The sequence below is a fragment of the Planosporangium mesophilum genome (assembly GCF_016863255.1).
Lineage (GTDB): Bacteria > Actinomycetota > Actinomycetes > Mycobacteriales > Micromonosporaceae > Planosporangium > Planosporangium mesophilum.
Genome location: NZ_BOON01000064.1, coordinates 1 through 14,732, shown reverse-complemented (window position 1 = coordinate 14,732; position 14,732 = coordinate 1). Strand labels below are relative to the sequence as shown.

Below are 14,732 nucleotides of genomic sequence, written 5' to 3'. Positions count from 1 at the left end.
CGTAGCGTGCTGCACCGCAGCAAACTATGCCCTGTCCCTGCGCCCGCGCGAAAGGCAGGCTTGTGTTGCCATCTTGCTACGCGCGGCCATATCGTCCGGACGTGTCCGATGAGCCACGGTATTACCAGGCTGTCTCGGCCGTCATGGATGCGCTGGCAAACGGCCGTACTCCCGACCGCGCGGCGCTACGGGACGCCGTGCGGACATCGCTTTCCATGCTCGCGGCCAAGGTACCCGGTCGTTCGGTGGAGGTACGGGTTCCACCGTATGGCGCGGTTCAATGCGTGAGTGGTCCTCGCCACACTCGTGGCACTCCGCCGAACGTGGTGGAGATGGACCCGGCCACGTGGCTCGAACTGGCCACCGGCCGGACGAGTTGGGCCGAGGCGGTCGCCGCCGGCCGCGTGCGAGCCAGCGGCGTTCGAGCTGATTTATCGGCCTTTCTGCCGTTGTAGCGGGTAAATGGCTTCGAGCGCTTCGCTACATCGGGTGCCGGTTTTGTGGTTGTGGGTTGCAGTATGGAACTCGCGTACACTGGGTGTCCGCGAGGGCGACCACGATCCGGCGTCAACGCGTCCGACGGCCCCAAGGCGACTTTCAGGAGCGGCACGTGCCCCGAGGCGACGGTCGGCTTACCCACGACCTCGACCCCCAACAGCCCGGCCCACAGGACGCATGTGGCGTCTTCGGGGTCTGGGCTCCCGGCGAAGAGGTCGCCAAGCTCACCTACTTCGGGCTGTACTCGTTGCAGCACCGGGGTCAGGAGGCGGCTGGGATCGCGGTCTCCGACGGTACGGGCGTGGTGGTCTACAAGGACCTCGGCCTGGTGGCGCAGGTCTTCGACGAGCCGACGCTGGCCAGCCTGCGCGGCCACATCGCCATCGGTCACGCGCGCTACTCCACGACCGGCGCCTCGAACTGGGAGAACGCCCAGCCGACGCTGCGGGCGACCCAGCCGCGGGGTGAGGCCGGCGCCGACGGCGCGGCCACGACGATCGCGCTCGCCCACAACGGCAACCTGGTCAACACCGCGGAACTGGCCCGGCGGGTGGCCGAGCTGGGCATCCGCGACGCCACCACGACCTCCGACACCGCCCTGGTCACCGCGCTGCTCGTGGCCCGCCCCGACCTGTCGGTCGAGGCCGCGGCGCTCGAGGTGCTCCCGACCCTGCGGGGCGCCTTCAGCTTCGTGTTCATGGACGAGGACACGCTGTACGCGGCCCGCGACCCGCAGGGGGTACGGCCGCTCGTGCTGGGGCGCCTGGAGCGGGGCTGGGTGGTCGCGAGCGAGACCGCCGCGCTCGACATGGTGGGCGCCAGCGTCGTCCGCGAGATCGAGCCGGGCGAACTGCTGGCGATTGACGAGCACGGGCTGCGCTCCAGCCGGTTCGCCGCGCCAGAGCCCAAGGGCTGCCTGTTCGAGTACGTGTATCTGGCCCGGCCGGACACCACGATCAGCGGCCGGAACGTGTACGCGGCCCGGGTGGGTATCGGGCGGGCGCTCGCCCGCGAGCACCCGGCCGAGGCGGATCTCGTGATCCCGGTGCCCGAGTCGGGCACCCCGGCCGCGATCGGCTACGCCGAGGAGTCCGGCATCCCGTACGGGATGGGCCTGGTGAAGAACGCGTACGTGGGGCGCACCTTCATCCAGCCCTCGCAGACCATCCGCCAGCTCGGCATCCGGCTCAAGCTGAACCCGCTGCGCGACGTGGTGCGGGGCAAGCGGGTGGTGGTGGTCGACGACTCGATCGTCCGCGGCAACACGCAGCGGGCGATCGTACGGATGCTGCGCGAGGCGGGGGCGGTCGAGGTACACGTCCGTATCTCGTCGCCGCCGGTGAAGTGGCCGTGCTTCTACGGCATCGACTTCGCAACCCGCGCCGAACTGCTGGCCAACGGCCTGGACGCCGACGGCATCCGGCGGTCGATCGGCGCCGACTCGCTGGGCTACGTATCGCTGCCGGGCCTGATCGCGGCCACCGAGCAGCCCAAAACCCGGCTGTGCCGGGCATGCTTCGACGGGGAGTACCCGATCGACCTGCCCGCCGACAACGTGATCGGTAAGCACGTACTGGAGGGCCTGGCCAAGACCGCGAACTCGGGCGGTCACGCCCGGCGCCGCGGGACCGACCAGCCGCACCACGCCGACAACGGTCGCCGTACCGGTACGGGCGAGATCGCCGGCGACGAGCCTCTCGCCGCCAGCCCTGGCGGTGCGGATGCGCTGTCGCGCCCGTGACGCAAAGCTTGATCCGGCGGCTTCGAGCAATCGATCCGGCGGTAATCGCGGCGGCAGCCGCGACGCATATGGGGAGAAAGTGACGCAGTGACTGAGCGCACCAACCAGACGGGCGCCGACGCCAACGGCGCACCCGGAACCGCCGACAACGGACACCACACGGACATTCCTGAGCAGGGCAAGAAGGCCGACAAGCAGCTCTGGTCGGCCGGCAGCAACGGCCGCGACCGGCGCCGCCGTACCGTCACCTACTCCGACGCGGGGGTCTCGATCCACGCCGGCGAGCAGGCGGTGGAGCTGCTCAAGAGCAAGGTCCACCGGACCTGGCGACCGGAGGTCGTCGGTGACATCGGAGGCTTCGCCGGGCTCTTCCGCCTCGACACCAAGAAGTACCGCAAGCCGATCCTCGCCTCGTCCACCGACGGGGTGGGCACCAAGCTGGTGATCGCGCAGGCGATGGACATCCACGACACCATCGGCATCGACCTGGTCGCCATGGTCGTCGACGACCTGGTGGCCTGCGGCGCCGAGCCGCTGTTCCTGCTCGACTACATCGCCTGCGGCGAGGTCGTGCCGGACCGGGTCGCCGAGATCGGCGCGGGCATCGCCGACGGCTGCCGGTACGCCGGCTGCTCGCTGCTGGGCGGCGAGACCGCCGAGCACCCCGGCGTGATGCGGCCCGACGAGTACGACATCTCCGGTACCGGCGTGGGCGTGGTCGAGGAGGACGACATCCTGGGCCGGGAGAGGGTCGAGGTCGGCGACGTCGTGATCGCGATGCGCTCCTCCGGCCTGCACTCCAACGGGTACTCGCTGGTCCGCCACGTCCTGCTGGGCGCGGGCCGGATGCGGCTGGACAGCGTGGTGGAGGAGTTCGGCCGCCAGCGCACGCTCGGCGAGGAGCTGCTCACCCCGACCCGCATCTACGCGCGGGACTGCCTGGATCTGATCACCGAGTGCGAGGTGCACGCGCTGGCCCACGTGACCGGCGGTGGCATCCCCGGCAACCTGGTACGGGTGCTGCCCGACCACGTCGACGCGGTCGTCGACCGCTCGACCTGGCGGCCGCAGCCCATCTTCGAGCTGGTGCGCACCAAGGGGCGCATCGACGACATGGAGATGGAGAGCACCTTCAACATGGGTATCGGGATGCTGGCGGTCGTCACGGCTGAGGACGCCGACCGTACGCTCGCCTTCCTCACCGGCCGCGGCATCGAGGCCTGGCAGGTCGGCGAGATCATCGAGGGCAGCGGCAACGTCCAGATGGTCGGCTCGCACACCAGCGGCTGATTCCACGAGTCGGTAGAAGGATCTAGAACCAGCCAACGACACCGCATACTCTGAATCTTCCTGAGGCGCGAGCCCGAGGAGGACGGTTTGTGGACGGGCATGCAAGGCATCGCCCCGGTACCGGGGTACGTCGTCATGCAACCCACGACCTTGTGCAACCTTGACTGCGCGTACTGCTACCTGCCGCACCGTGCCCTCGACCGGCGTATGCCGGTCGAGGTGGCGCGGGCGGTAGCCGACTCGGTCAACCCGTGGGCGGCCACCGACACCCGGTTCTCGGTGGTCTGGCACGGTGGTGAGCCGCTCGCCGCCGGGCGGGCGGCTCTGGCCGGGCTGATGGCGCCGTTCGCCCGCGTCGAGCACCACGTGCAGACCAACGCCACGCTCGTCGACGACGCCTGGTGCGAGTTCTTCGGTACGCACGGCGTGCGGGTGAGCGTCAGTGTGGACGGGCCGGCCGAGCTCAACGCCGCCCGGATCACGCGCGGCGGCGCGCCGGCCTACGACCGGATCATGCGCGGCATCGGTGCGCTGCGCCGCCACGGCATCGGGTTCTCCGCCCTCTGCGTGGTGGCGCGGCCGTACCCGGGCCTGGCGGCGCGGCTCTACGCGTACTTTCTCGACCTTGGTTGTGATGTGCTCGGCATCAACATCGAGGAGCAGGAGGGCGTCAACACCCGGTCGAACGACTTCGGTGTCGACGCCGTCCGTGGCTTCTGGGCGGAGCTGGTCGAGGCGTGGCGGGCCGACCCCCGCATCCACGTCCGGGAGATCGAGTGGACGCTGCGGTACGCCGGCGCGGTCCTGGACGGGGCCGCCGACGAGGTGCTCCCCCGCGCGCTCGACCCGATCCCGACCGTCGCCAGCGACGGCCGGGTCTTCCTGCTCTCGCCCGAGCTGGCCGGCTTCACCGATCCCCGCTACGGCGACTTCAGCAGCGGGAACGTGCTGGCCACGCCGCTGCGCGAGATCCTCGCCGGGGCCCACGGATCCGCGGCCTGGGTACCGGAGTACCTCGCCGGGGTCGAGGCCTGCCGGTCGACCTGCCCGTACTTCGGTTTCTGCGGAGGAGCGCACGCCGCGAACCGGTACTTCGAGCACGGGCGGTTCGACGGCACCCAGACCAACCACTGCCGCAACAGCAAGATCCAGCTACTGGAGGGGGTGCTCGACCATGCCCGAGCTCACTGACCCGGTCTCGGACCGGGTACGCGCGGCCGCCGCCGGCCTCGAGCGGTTGATCGCCGAGGGCCGGGAGGCACGCGCCGCGCGTACTGAGGCTCCCGGTGGCGACGGTGACAGCGCGGTGTGCGCCTGGAACCACTTCGAGAACATCCCGACGTTCTACAACTGGAACAACCGGCCCCGGTGATCCGGGAACGTCGGGTTGGATGCAGGCACCCGTAACGGGGCAAGCGCGTGCGTGAAGTAGCCCCGACAGGTGGTCTGCGGCCCGCGTGAAGCGGCCCGGACAGAGCGCGGCACGCGGATCATGTCCACGTGCCCGGAACGAGTAGCGAGGTCAGCGACGACCGGGAGGAGAACTACCGGCGTCGCCGTCGTTCTCGTCGTCGTCTTCTTCGTCGTCCACGTACTCGCCGTACTCGTCGACGTCGTCGTCAGACTTCCGGCTGCTGCCACCCAGTTCCCGCTGCAACGCGGCGAGGTCGGTGTTCGGGGAGTGGTACTTCAACTCCCGGGCCACCCTCGTCTGCTTGGCCTTAGCACGGCCGCGCCCCATGGCTCGACCCCCTCGCACGAAATTACGGGGCAGCCGTCACCGGCGAGCCCCACACGTCAGGCATCTCTCGTGGCTCTTACGGTACATGTCGTGACGCGGTTTCGGCATCTCGCCCTCCCCGACGTTCCGGTGGCGTTCAGCACCTGTCCGGATTACAGGGTAAGGGCCGGCCGGACCTCACGGTCGTAACCGTAGATCGACCCGGCGGTGCCGGGTCGATCTACGGTGAGCTGGAAACGCTCAGCGCTCGTGCCGCAGCCGGATCGTGCGGAGCCGGCCGACCTCGGCCATCCGGCGATCGGCCATCCGGTCGGCGGCGACCGCGGGCGGTACGCCCTCCTCCTGGGCGAGCAGCAGGATCTGGCGGGTGGTGTCGTAGATCTTCCCCGCCCGCAGCTTGGCCCGCTCGAAGTTGAAGCCCTCGATCTCGTCGGCGACCTGGATCACGCCGCCCGAGTTGATCACGTAGTCGGGGGCGTACAGGACGCCCCGCTCGTCCAGCAGCTTCTCGACCCCGGGGTGCGCGAGCTGGTTGTTGGCAGCACCCGCGACGACGGTCGCGCGCAGCACCGGCACCGTGTCGTCGTTCAGGGCGCCGCCGAGCGCGCACGGGGCGTACACGTCGATGTCGGACGTGATCAGCGCGGTGACGTCGTCGACGAGGTCGACCTGCGGGTACGTCTCGCGGGCCCACTCGAACGCGCGCTGGGACACATCGGTGGCGACCACCTGGGCGCCGTCGGAGAGCAGGTGCCGGGTCAGGTGCTTGCCGACCTTGCCCAGGCCGGCGATGCCGACCCGCCTGCCGGCCAGCGAGGGGCTGCCCCAGCGGTGCTCGGCCGCGGCCCGCATGCCCTGGAACACGCCGTACGCGGTGAGCACCGACGAGTCGCCGGCGCCGCCGTGGGCCTCGGAGCGGCCGGTCACGAACCGGGTCTCGCGCGCCACCATGTCCATGTCCTGCACGTACGTGCCCACGTCGCAGGCGGTGTAGTAGCGCCCGCCGAGCGACTCCACGAACCGCCCGTACGCCCGCAGCAGCGGCTCGGACTTGTCGCGGTCGGGATCGCCCCAGATGACCGCCTTGCCGCCACCAAGGTCGAGGCCGGCCATGGCGTTCTTGTACGCCATCCCACGGGACAGTTCGAGGACGTCGTGGATCGCGTCCTCTTCGTTCGCGTACGGGTAGAACCGGGTACCGCCGAGCGCTGGGCCGAGGGCGGTGGAGTAGATCGCGATGATCGCTCGGAGGCCGCTCTGCTGGTCGGAGCAGAAGACGACCTGCTCGTGGCCGGTGGGCTCGGTACCGCCCGCCGTGCTGAATACGCCCATGGGATCTCCTTGTGGGGCCGGGGCATCAAGCGCCGGCGGGGTGGTGCCGGCACGAGCCTGAGCCTAGTGGGCCGCCTCCGGCGTCGTCGTCGATGCCCGCATAACAGCCCGCTATGCGGACCTGTTGTCCAAATCGATGTCTATCACCCCGCGAGGAAAGTGCGGCGGCGAGGCGAAACGTGGCACGATCGCGGCGTGCCGTCACTGTTCGCTTCGTATCTCCGCGTGTACGAGCCGTTGACCGCCTTCGACCGGGAACGGCAGGAGTACTGGCGCCGCTACGTCAAGGAGGGGCGTGCGGTGGCCCCCGCCGAGGGCCCCGGGCGTCAGCGCGCGACCGTACTGGAGGCGCTCGGTGCGGGCTGGACCCGGCTGCCGGAGCTGCCCGACGAGGCGTACGTGCTCGAATCCGACGAGACGTTGCTGATCTGCCCCTGGAACCTGCGGGTCCGGGTGGCCGAGGCCGCGCTGACCGCCCGTGACGGCGTACCGGGCGTCCTCGCCGACGCGTTCGTACCACCCTTGTTCGCCGGGCTCGCCAGGAGCGTGATCGAGGACTGGCGCAACGGCTCACGGGTACTCGAACGCGGCCTTCCGCGCGTACACGAGCAGGTGGCCACGTGGGGCGTGCCGCTGCGCTGGTTCGTGTTCGTGGACCTGTCCGAGCGCGAGCTGACGCTGCGCCCCGAACGGCGGGTGCTGCGGTACCGCACGGAGATCTCCAAGGCCCGGCGGCGGGCGCACCGGGCGCACTCGGTCCTGCGGCGGTCGCTGGGGGACGCTCCGATCACGGCCGCCGTAGAGGAGACGGCGCGGTGGTTGGAGGAGTTCCATCCACGCTCCGTGGTCGAGTTGGACTACGGCGGACTTGTCAATCTGCTATCCGACGACTCCCTCAACGCGGACGACTCGCCGGGGCTCGTCGCGGCGGGTCTCGCGGCCGTCGGCCGGGGGGAGGCGGACTCCGCCACCTCGGCATATGAGCGGTTGGTGGAGCGCTGGCGAGCGGTTCAACTGCTCGAACGCTGCAACTGACGTCGGTTCGTCGGTGGACGCCGGCCGTACCATACGGGGCGGTCCGTTTCGGTGCTTTTTATCTTATGAGTGAATTTTGGGGCCCGCCAAACGCGAGCGGATTTCGCGTTTTGACGGTCACTTCGGGTAGCGTGACGCCCGTTTTATGCACTAGGATCCGGTTAAAAGGCCAAAAACTGGCCGATTCATCATCCATCTATACAGGGACCTTCAACCGTTCGGCCCATGTCGGACATCGCGGACTAGCCGGACCATGAGAAACGCGTCGACCGGCGGGACACCGGCAGACGTCAATGGGGTACCTGTGGAGGAGTGACCGATGGCATCGCGTACGCATGAACCTGAGCCGCTGCTTACACCGGCGGAGGTTGCGTCGATGTTCCGTGTCGACCCGAAGACCGTGACCCGGTGGGCGAAGGCGGGCAAACTAAGTGCGATTCGCACTTTGGGTGGCCACCGGCGTTACCGTGAGTCGGAGGTCCGAGCCCTGCTGCAGGGACAGATTCCCTCGCAGCGGGTGGGCGACTGACGTAACACCCGGCGCACCCGGCCATGATCGAGGTGGCGAGACGACTGCACCCGCAGCCGTCTCGCCACCTCGATCATGAGGCTGCTGGCCTGTTACCTTGGTGACCTTGGATCCCGGCCGGACGGGTCAGGATCCACACCGGGTCAGGAAGCCACGACGATGCACCGCAGTCCACTGATGATCGCCGCTGGAGTCCTCGTGCTCACGGTCTCGTCGGTGGTCGTGGTGCGGTACGTGCACACCTACGCGTCGCCAGCCGCAGCCGGGACACCACCCGCGAGCGTGCAGACGGTCGCCGACGGGCCGCCCGCGGTACCGGTGGACCCCGCGCAGCAGCAGCGCTTCCAGGCCGCGACGGAGCTCGTCAGCAAGGCCGGCGGCAACCTGGCGATGATCGTCCGCGACCGGACGACCGGCGTCGAGTGGCGGGCCGGCGGGGTCGCGCGCCCCTTTCGGGCCTCCTCGACGGTGAAGCTCGCGATCGCGGCCAACCTGCTCGAGCGCTCGCGCAGCGGCGAGATCAAGCTCGACCCGACGGCGCGCAGGAACCTCGCCGACATGCTGGAGACCTCGTCCGACCGGGCGGCCGACGCGCTGTGGGACCGGTACGGCAGGGAGACCATGGTGCCGTGGCTCCAGCAGCGGTACGGGATGGCGGGGCTGGAGTTCTCGCCCGGTGCTCTCCGGCGCTGGAACAACCTCAGATGCGTACCGGACGACCTGCTGCACCTCGTCACATACCTGCTCGACCACGCCGTACCGGCCGACCGTGACTACCTGACCGCCGCGATGCGCCGCACCGGCGCTGTCCAGCACTGGGGGGTGTGGGCCGCCGGCGCGCCCAACCAGCCCGGCGTCGCGAACGGCTGGACGCTCGCGACCGACGGCAACGTCAAGCACTGGGTCACCCACAGCATCGGCTTCGCCGGCCCGGACGGCCGGTACGCCGTGGTGGTCATGTACGACCAGCCCGGGGGCGGCACGCTCGACGCCGGGGTACACACCGTCAGCGACGTCGTCGCCACCGTGTTCGGTGCGACGACGCCCGCCGACGTGACCGTGCCCGGGCGGGCTACCGGTCGATGAACGTGCCGATCTTCTCGCGGAGCGTCGCGGGATCGAGGCCGTGCCACCGCTCGTGATCGTCGGGCGACCCGTAGCGGCGGAGGTCGGTACGGCCGACGCCGAGGCTCAGCAGCCGGTGGGGTACGTCTGACAGCGCGTCCGTCACGAACCGGGCCGACGTGCCGGCGAGGTACGGCTCGACGAGCACGACGTTGTTGCCGGTGGTCGCGCCGTCGCCGGTGATCGCGTTGTCGCCCACGATCACCCGCAGCCCGGCGGCGTCGAACGGGCGCGGCGTGTGCGTGTACGCCACCGTCACGTCGAGCCCGTCGGTGGCCGCCAGGACCCGGTCCAGCATCGGGCCGACCGCTACCACTGACCCTTTGTCTCCCCGGCGAAGCACCGACAGCCTGTCCGCGTCCGGGTGGGCGACGCTGTTGCTCCGGGCCGACAGCCGCACGTACACCGGGTCGTCGTGGCCGGCGGCGGCGCGAAGGAGATCGGGTACCTCGTCGGAGTGGCCCGGTACGTGGACCGTCCACGTGCTGTCGAGCGTGTCGATCAGCGAGACGTCGCCCGGCGACTGGTGCGTGCGCCCCTCCTCCGAGGCGTCGTAGGAGGCGCCGACGCTGACCAGGACCGCGCCGGCCCGCTGGTGGTCGAGGTCGAGCTTGATCTGCTCGTACGCCCTGTCGATCAGGAACGTCGCGTAGGAGTGCACGTACGGCCGCAGGCCGGTCAGGGCCAGCCCGCCGGCCACGCCGACCATCAGCTGCTCGCGGATGCCGACGTTGACCACCCGGTCCGGGTGCCGCTCCGCGGCCGGGGCGAAACGCTCGGCTGAGATGTCGGCGAGGACCACGGCGGTACGGGGGTCGTCGTCGAGCAGCGCGGTGGTCGTACGGATGAAGTCCTCACGCATTATCAGGCTCCCTCGAACTTGGGCTCGACGCGGGCCACGACCACGTGCGGCCGGTGGGGTATCCGTTGACGCAAGCCGGTGGCGATGGCGTCGTGGTCGCGACCGTCCACGTCCGCGGTGGTCCAGCCGTTGACCGCGAAGCGGCTCGCGATGCCGCCCGGCCAGCCGTGGGTGGCCGACCGGTTGTCGATCACGATGGCGGTCAGGTTGTCCAGGCCGGTCGCCCCCGCGTACGCGACCGCCTCGTGGTTGGAGCCCTCGTCCAGTTCGGCGTCGCCGACCAGCACGTACACGTGCGGCGAGGTCAGTCCCTGGGCGCGCAGCCCGAGCGCGGTGCCGACCGAGAGCCCCAGGCCGTGGCCGAGCGAGCCCGAGCTGATCTCCGTCCCGGGTACCAGGGTGCGGTCCGGGTGGTGGCCGAGGCGGCTGGCCGGACCGGCCAGGTCGTCCAGCCAGTCGGCGGGGAAGAAGCCCTTGGTCGCGAGTACGGCGTAGTACGCGGCCGGCCCGTGCCCCTTGGACAGGAGGAACCGGTCCCGCTCCGGCGCGTCGGGGCGCGTCGGGTCCACTCGCAGGATCCGGTCGTAGAGCACCCAGAGCACGTCCAGAGTGGAGAGTGCGGCGGGCGCGTGCTTCACGTCGCCGGTCACCCGGCGTAGCGCGGTCATCAGCTCGGGTGGCCGGGTCGATCGGGTAGTCGTCGCTGCGGTCATGTCCCTACACTGCAAGTTGAAGTGAGCTTCAACTCAAGGGACTGTGATGCACGATCTGCTGACGATCGGCGAGCTGTCCGCGCGCAGCGGCGTTGCTCCGTCCGCGCTGCGGTACTACGAGCGCCTCGGCCTGATCTCGTCCACCCGTACCGGGGGCAACCAGCGCCGGTACGAGCGCTCGATGCTGCGGCGGGTGGCGTTCATCCGGGTGTCGGCGCAGGTCGGCGTGCCCCTTGAGGAGATCGGCGCGGCGCTGGCTGATCTGCCGGCCGGGCGTACGCCCACCAGGACTGACTGGACCAGGCTGTCCCGCGCCTGGCGCAGCCGCCTGGACGAGCAGATCGCGCTCATGGAGCGGCTGCGCGACCGGCTCGACGGCTGCATCGGCTGCGGGTGCCTGTCGTTGAAGACGTGCGGGCTCTACAACCACGGAGACGAGCTGGCCGAGCAGGGGCCGGGCCCGGTCAGGCTGATGCGTCGGGGCTGACCGCGCTGCGCTTCGTCACGCCCCGCTGCGCTTCGTCACGCCCCGCTGATCGCGTCGGGGTTGACCAGCACGATCTTGCCGATGTGCTCGCTCGACTCGAGCAGCCGGTGTGCCTCGGCGGCCTCCGTCATCGGCAGCTTCCGGTAGATGATCGGCCGGATCCGGCCCGCATCGATCAGCGGCCAGACCTGCTGGTGCACCCCCCGGACGATGGCGGCCTTCTCGTCGGCCGGCCGGGCCCGAAGGGTGTTGGCGGCGACCAGGCCACGCTTCGCCAACAGCGCGCCGAGATCCAGCTCGCCCTTGCGGCCGCCCTGGGTGGCGATCACCACCAGCCGGCCGTAGGTAGCCAGTACCGTGACGTTCTTGCCGAGGTAGGAGCCGCCCATGATGTCGAGGACGACGTCGACCTGGCCCTTCAGCAGCTCCGCGAAGTCCTGCGTCGAGTAGTCGATGGTGACGTCGGCGCCCAGCTCCTTGAGCGCGTCGTGCTTGGACCGGCGGGCCGTGGTGACGACCCTCGCCCCCAGCGCCTTCGTGTACTGGATGGCGAACGTACCGATCCCGCTGCCGCCGCCGTGGACCAGGAACGTCTCGCCCCGCTTGAGCTTCGCCAGATCGGTCACGTTGGACCACACGGTGCAGGCGACCTCGGGCAGGGCGGCCGCGTCGTCGAGGCTCACCGTCCTCGGCTTCGGCAGGAGCTGCGTGGCCGCGACGGCGACCTTCTGCGCGTACCCTCCACCGCCGAGCAGGGCGCAGACCTCGTCGCCGGGCGTCCAGCCCTCGACGCCCTCGGCGACCCGCTCGATGGTCCCGGAGCACTCCAGGCCCGGGTACGGCGGCGCGCCCGGCGGCGGCGGGTACTGGCCCTGGCGCTGCATCACGTCCGCGCGGTTGACCGCGGTGGCGGTCACGTTGATCAGAACCTCGCCCGGCTGTGGCTCGGGATCGGGCACCTCGGTCCATTGCAGAACCTCGGGGCCGCCCGGCTCAGTGATCGTCACCGCGTACACGTTGATGACGTTAGTCGGTGCCTTGGCGCCCCGCGACGCGACCTGCCCGGACGGGTGATCAGGACCCGGTCGGCAGGATCTCCACGGGTCCGTCCTCGCCGTCGCCGCGTTTGCGGAGTACCAGGCCGGCCAGTAGCCCGGCGCCGATGATCGTCAAGGCCATCACGACAATGGCGATGACCGTACCGGTGGAGCTTCCGCCGGACGAGGACTTCACCACGGCCTGGGGGATCGTCGACGTCGACTCGGTCGGCACGCCGGCCGCTTCGGTACTCGCGCTCGGGGTCGCGCTGGGCGACGCGCTCGCCGACGGGCGGGCGGACGGCTTGGTGGTCGACTGGGGGCGGGCGGCGGCCGTCGGGGTGGCCGACCGCGCCGGCGGCGTGGGAGCGGCGGTGCCGGTGATCGTGAAGGTGGCGTTCACCGGGTTCTTGTGGCCCTTGCCTTCGCCGCGCACCACGTGCCGGCCTGGCGCGTTCAATCCGTTGGGCGGCGTCAAGGTCAGCCGCGCCAGGCAGTACCCCTGGCTCGAGCCGCCGGAGCGAGTGACCGGTGCTTCGCCGACCGCGCGCCCGTCCCAGGTGAAGGCAACGCTCGGAAAGCCGCACTGGCCGTTGCTCGCCGAAAATATGTAGTTGGCCGTAATCTGCGTCGTACTAGGGCCCCAACTGGGTGAAAGGGTCATGAAGAAGCTCTCGAAGGCCAAGGCTTCGCGCTGGCCCACGAGTACCGCTGCCGTGGCGGCCAGACCGACCAGAGCCAGTCGAAGGATTCGCATCGGGCAATAATGGCTGGTCCGCCGGGCGACTGTCACGGCCGGTCCCCATCATTACGCTTCGCATCTGTATCGATGCGTGGGGCTCAGAATTCTTGGGCTGTTTAGGCTTGAAGTGGCCGGTTTTTCCGATGTTCTTCCGACGCGCGACGCGACGGACGTCTGATCAGACCGAATGTCGCGAAATTCCTATACCGGGCGTATTGGGTGCCGATGGGTGGAGGAGCAGAGGTCCCTGCACGTCTCCGATGCGGTGCAGCCGGCTTCTGTCCCGAGCGGTGTGAGCCGTCTTGACAGCAGCCCGGAGCGCTGACCCGCGGTCCGTCATCTGCACGTCGCGAACTGGCTCACGCGGCCCGGACCATGGCCATGCGGCAGCGACGTAGACAGGAGAATCGTGAGCACCAGCATCACTTCGGGAGGTGGCCGGCGCTCACTTCGCCAGCGCTACGCCGACACCCGCATCGGCACCAAGTTCATCGCGACAGTGGTAGCCCTGGCCCTCGGTGTCATCGCCGTGGCCGGCGTCGGCATCTGGGGCTCATCCCGGCAGGCCGCCGCCCGCAATCAGATCACCAACCTCACTGTGGTGGCGGGCGAGACCAAGCTGCTCGCCTGGTACAACCTCGACATCATCGCCTGGCAGGCCTGGTACATCCTGGACGGCTACGCCAAGAGCCCGGCGGCCGCGGTCGACCCGAACAACGCCAACCGCAAGGGCTACCTCGATGCGGTACAGAGCCTGCATGGCGTGCTCGACGGCGTGCACGAACAGTGGATGAGCCCCGAGCAGAAGGCGCTCATGGCCGAGATCCGCACGGAGTGGCAGGCCGTCTTCGCCACCGACGACAAGATCGTCACTGCGTTGAAGAAGAACACGCCCGCCGGCACCGCCGAGGCCGTCGCGATCCTGAACGGCGACTCCAACGACCTCTTCGGCAAGCTGGTCACCTCGACCGACAAGCTCGTCGCGTCGGTGAACAAAGACCGGGCGGCGGCGAACAAGGATGCCGAGAACACCGCGCGCACCGTCCTGGTCCTGACGATCGTGGCGGCCGCGGTCGGCCTCGTGCTGGGCGGCGTCGTCGCGCTGTGGACCTACCGCCTCATCGTCTCCCCCGTACGCCGGGTGCGGGACGTGCTCGGCAAGATGGCCGACGGTGACCTCGGCGAGGCCGTCACGATCGACAGCCGCGACGAGGTCGGCGAGATGGCCGCCGCGCTGGAGCGGATGCGGATGTCGATGCGCGACACCGTGTCGCGCATCGTCGACACCTCCGGGGCGCTGAGCACCAATTCGCAGCACCTCAACGAGGTGAGCGGCTCGATGGCCGCGTCCGCACAGCAGATGTCGGCGCAGGCCAACGTGGTCGCCGAAACCGCCGAAGAGGTGTCGCGCAACGTGCAGACGGTCGCGTCCGGTTCGGAGGAGATGGGCTCCTCGATCGGGGAGATCTCGCACAACGCCAACGAGGCGGTCAAGGTGGCCGCCCAGGCCGTCCACGTCGCCGCCAACACCACGGAGACGATGAGCAAGCTCGGCGAGTCGTCCGCCCAGATCGCCGACGTGGTCAAGGTGATCACCTCG

General features: G+C 69.8%; 16 protein-coding genes. 11 read left to right on the top strand and 5 right to left on the bottom strand.

What is annotated here, in order from left to right; genetic code table 11:
• Window positions 1-143: 143 nt before the first annotated feature.
• The 5 genes from Pme01_RS27880 to amcA all read left to right on the top strand — a co-directional run bounded on the left by Pme01_RS27880 (window position 144) and on the right by amcA (window position 4,901).
• Window positions 144-455: a sterol carrier family protein gene (locus tag Pme01_RS27880; protein ID WP_203935931.1), complete on the top strand. Its 312-nt coding sequence runs from the start codon at window positions 144-146 to the stop codon at window positions 453-455.
• Window positions 456-610: 155 nt separating this feature from the next.
• The gene (purF, locus tag Pme01_RS27875) at window positions 611-2,239 is read left to right on the top strand and encodes an amidophosphoribosyltransferase (RefSeq protein ID WP_168113884.1); all 1,629 of its coding nucleotides are present in this window, start codon (window positions 611-613) and stop codon (window positions 2,237-2,239) included.
• Between the two features lie 165 nt (window positions 2,240-2,404).
• Window positions 2,405-3,529, top strand: a complete 1,125-nt coding sequence (purM, locus tag Pme01_RS27870; protein ID WP_168114094.1) for a phosphoribosylformylglycinamidine cyclo-ligase — start codon at window positions 2,405-2,407, stop codon at window positions 3,527-3,529.
• Window positions 3,530-3,628: 99 nt separating this feature from the next.
• Window positions 3,629-4,720: a cyclophane-forming radical SAM peptide maturase AmcB gene (amcB, locus tag Pme01_RS27865; RefSeq protein ID WP_168113885.1), complete on the top strand. Its 1,092-nt coding sequence runs from the start codon at window positions 3,629-3,631 to the stop codon at window positions 4,718-4,720.
• Entirely contained in the window at window positions 4,704-4,901 is a 198-nt protein-coding gene (gene amcA / locus Pme01_RS27860; protein WP_168113886.1) for a multiple cyclophane-containing RiPP AmcA, read from the top strand. The genes amcB and amcA overlap by 17 nt, the downstream gene beginning before the upstream one ends.
• Before the next feature lie 150 nt (window positions 4,902-5,051).
• Here amcA and Pme01_RS27855 read toward each other — a convergent pair whose 3' ends face one another.
• Together Pme01_RS27855 and Pme01_RS27850 are read right to left on the bottom strand one after the other, a co-directional pair.
• Window positions 5,052-5,270, bottom strand: coding sequence for a DUF3073 domain-containing protein (locus Pme01_RS27855; protein WP_168113887.1), 219 nt, complete (start codon window positions 5,268-5,270; stop codon window positions 5,052-5,054).
• 240 nt (window positions 5,271-5,510) lie between these two features.
• Window positions 5,511-6,602, bottom strand: coding sequence for a Leu/Phe/Val dehydrogenase (locus Pme01_RS27850; protein ID WP_168113888.1), 1,092 nt, complete (start codon window positions 6,600-6,602; stop codon window positions 5,511-5,513).
• Between the two features lie 195 nt (window positions 6,603-6,797).
• Here Pme01_RS27850 and Pme01_RS27845 point away from each other — a divergent pair, with 195 nt between their 5' ends.
• The 3 genes from Pme01_RS27845 to Pme01_RS27835 all read left to right on the top strand — a co-directional run bounded on the left by Pme01_RS27845 (window position 6,798) and on the right by Pme01_RS27835 (window position 9,252).
• Window positions 6,798-7,637 carry a DUF8083 family protein gene (locus Pme01_RS27845; protein WP_168113889.1) on the top strand — a complete coding sequence of 280 codons (840 nt, stop codon included), beginning with the start codon at window positions 6,798-6,800 and terminating at the stop codon, window positions 7,635-7,637.
• Between the two features lie 319 nt (window positions 7,638-7,956).
• Window positions 7,957-8,166 (top strand): BldC family transcriptional regulator, encoded by a 210-nt coding sequence (locus Pme01_RS27840; protein ID WP_167923941.1) that lies wholly within the window; start codon window positions 7,957-7,959, stop codon window positions 8,164-8,166.
• A gap of 159 nt (window positions 8,167-8,325) precedes the next feature.
• A complete protein-coding gene (locus tag Pme01_RS27835; RefSeq protein ID WP_168113890.1) occupies window positions 8,326-9,252 on the top strand; it encodes a serine hydrolase in 927 nt (308 codons plus the stop codon).
• On the opposite strand, the gene Pme01_RS27830 is transcribed toward Pme01_RS27835, so the two are convergent.
• Both Pme01_RS27830 and Pme01_RS27825 read right to left on the bottom strand, forming a co-directional pair.
• Window positions 9,239-10,153: a transketolase family protein gene (locus Pme01_RS27830; protein WP_168113891.1), complete on the bottom strand. Its 915-nt coding sequence runs from the start codon at window positions 10,151-10,153 to the stop codon at window positions 9,239-9,241. The genes Pme01_RS27835 and Pme01_RS27830 overlap by 14 nt on opposite strands.
• Window positions 10,154-10,155: 2 nt before the next feature.
• Window positions 10,156-10,821, bottom strand: a complete 666-nt coding sequence (locus Pme01_RS27825) for a thiamine pyrophosphate-binding protein (protein WP_168114095.1) — start codon at window positions 10,819-10,821, stop codon at window positions 10,156-10,158.
• A gap of 91 nt (window positions 10,822-10,912) precedes the next feature.
• On the opposite strand from Pme01_RS27825, the gene soxR reads away from it, so the two are divergent.
• Window positions 10,913-11,353 (top strand): redox-sensitive transcriptional activator SoxR, encoded by a 441-nt coding sequence (gene soxR / locus Pme01_RS27820; protein WP_168113892.1) that lies wholly within the window; start codon window positions 10,913-10,915, stop codon window positions 11,351-11,353.
• Window positions 11,354-11,388: 35 nt separating this feature from the next.
• Here soxR and Pme01_RS27815 read toward each other — a convergent pair whose 3' ends face one another.
• Window positions 11,389-12,369, bottom strand: coding sequence for an NAD(P)H-quinone oxidoreductase (locus Pme01_RS27815; protein ID WP_168113893.1), 981 nt, complete (start codon window positions 12,367-12,369; stop codon window positions 11,389-11,391).
• Between the two features lie 176 nt (window positions 12,370-12,545).
• Between Pme01_RS27815 and Pme01_RS27810 the strand changes: the two genes are divergently transcribed.
• Window positions 12,546-13,004, top strand: coding sequence for a hypothetical protein (locus Pme01_RS27810; protein WP_168113894.1), 459 nt, complete (start codon window positions 12,546-12,548; stop codon window positions 13,002-13,004).
• 537 nt (window positions 13,005-13,541) lie between these two features.
• Window positions 13,542-14,732, top strand: a 1,191-nt coding sequence (locus tag Pme01_RS27805) for a methyl-accepting chemotaxis protein (RefSeq protein ID WP_203935926.1), incomplete at its 3' end; no start/stop codon positions are given.

Bases quoted from the DNA above. Each gene is read 5' to 3' on its own strand.
- Pme01_RS27850 (WP_168113888.1), bottom strand. From the start codon at position 6,602: ATGGGCGTATTCAGCACGGCGGGCGGTACCGAGCCCACCGGCCACGAG.
- Pme01_RS27855 (WP_168113887.1), bottom strand. From the start codon at position 5,270: ATGGGGCGCGGCCGTGCTAAGGCCAAGCAGACGAGGGTGGCCCGGGAG.
- Pme01_RS27825 (WP_168114095.1), bottom strand. From the start codon at position 10,821: ATGACCGCGCTACGCCGGGTGACCGGCGACGTGAAGCACGCGCCCGCC.
- Pme01_RS27810 (WP_168113894.1), top strand. From the start codon at position 12,546: ATGACCGTACCGGTGGAGCTTCCGCCGGACGAGGACTTCACCACGGCC.
- Pme01_RS27830 (WP_168113891.1), bottom strand. From the start codon at position 10,153: ATGCGTGAGGACTTCATCCGTACGACCACCGCGCTGCTCGACGACGAC.
- amcB (WP_168113885.1), top strand. From the start codon at position 3,629: ATGCAAGGCATCGCCCCGGTACCGGGGTACGTCGTCATGCAACCCACG.
- Pme01_RS27880 (WP_203935931.1), top strand. From the start codon at position 144: ATGGATGCGCTGGCAAACGGCCGTACTCCCGACCGCGCGGCGCTACGG.
- Pme01_RS27835 (WP_168113890.1), top strand. From the start codon at position 8,326: ATGCACCGCAGTCCACTGATGATCGCCGCTGGAGTCCTCGTGCTCACG.
- Pme01_RS27840 (WP_167923941.1), top strand. From the start codon at position 7,957: ATGGCATCGCGTACGCATGAACCTGAGCCGCTGCTTACACCGGCGGAG.
- soxR (WP_168113892.1), top strand. From the start codon at position 10,913: ATGCACGATCTGCTGACGATCGGCGAGCTGTCCGCGCGCAGCGGCGTT.
- amcA (WP_168113886.1), top strand. From the start codon at position 4,704: ATGCCCGAGCTCACTGACCCGGTCTCGGACCGGGTACGCGCGGCCGCC.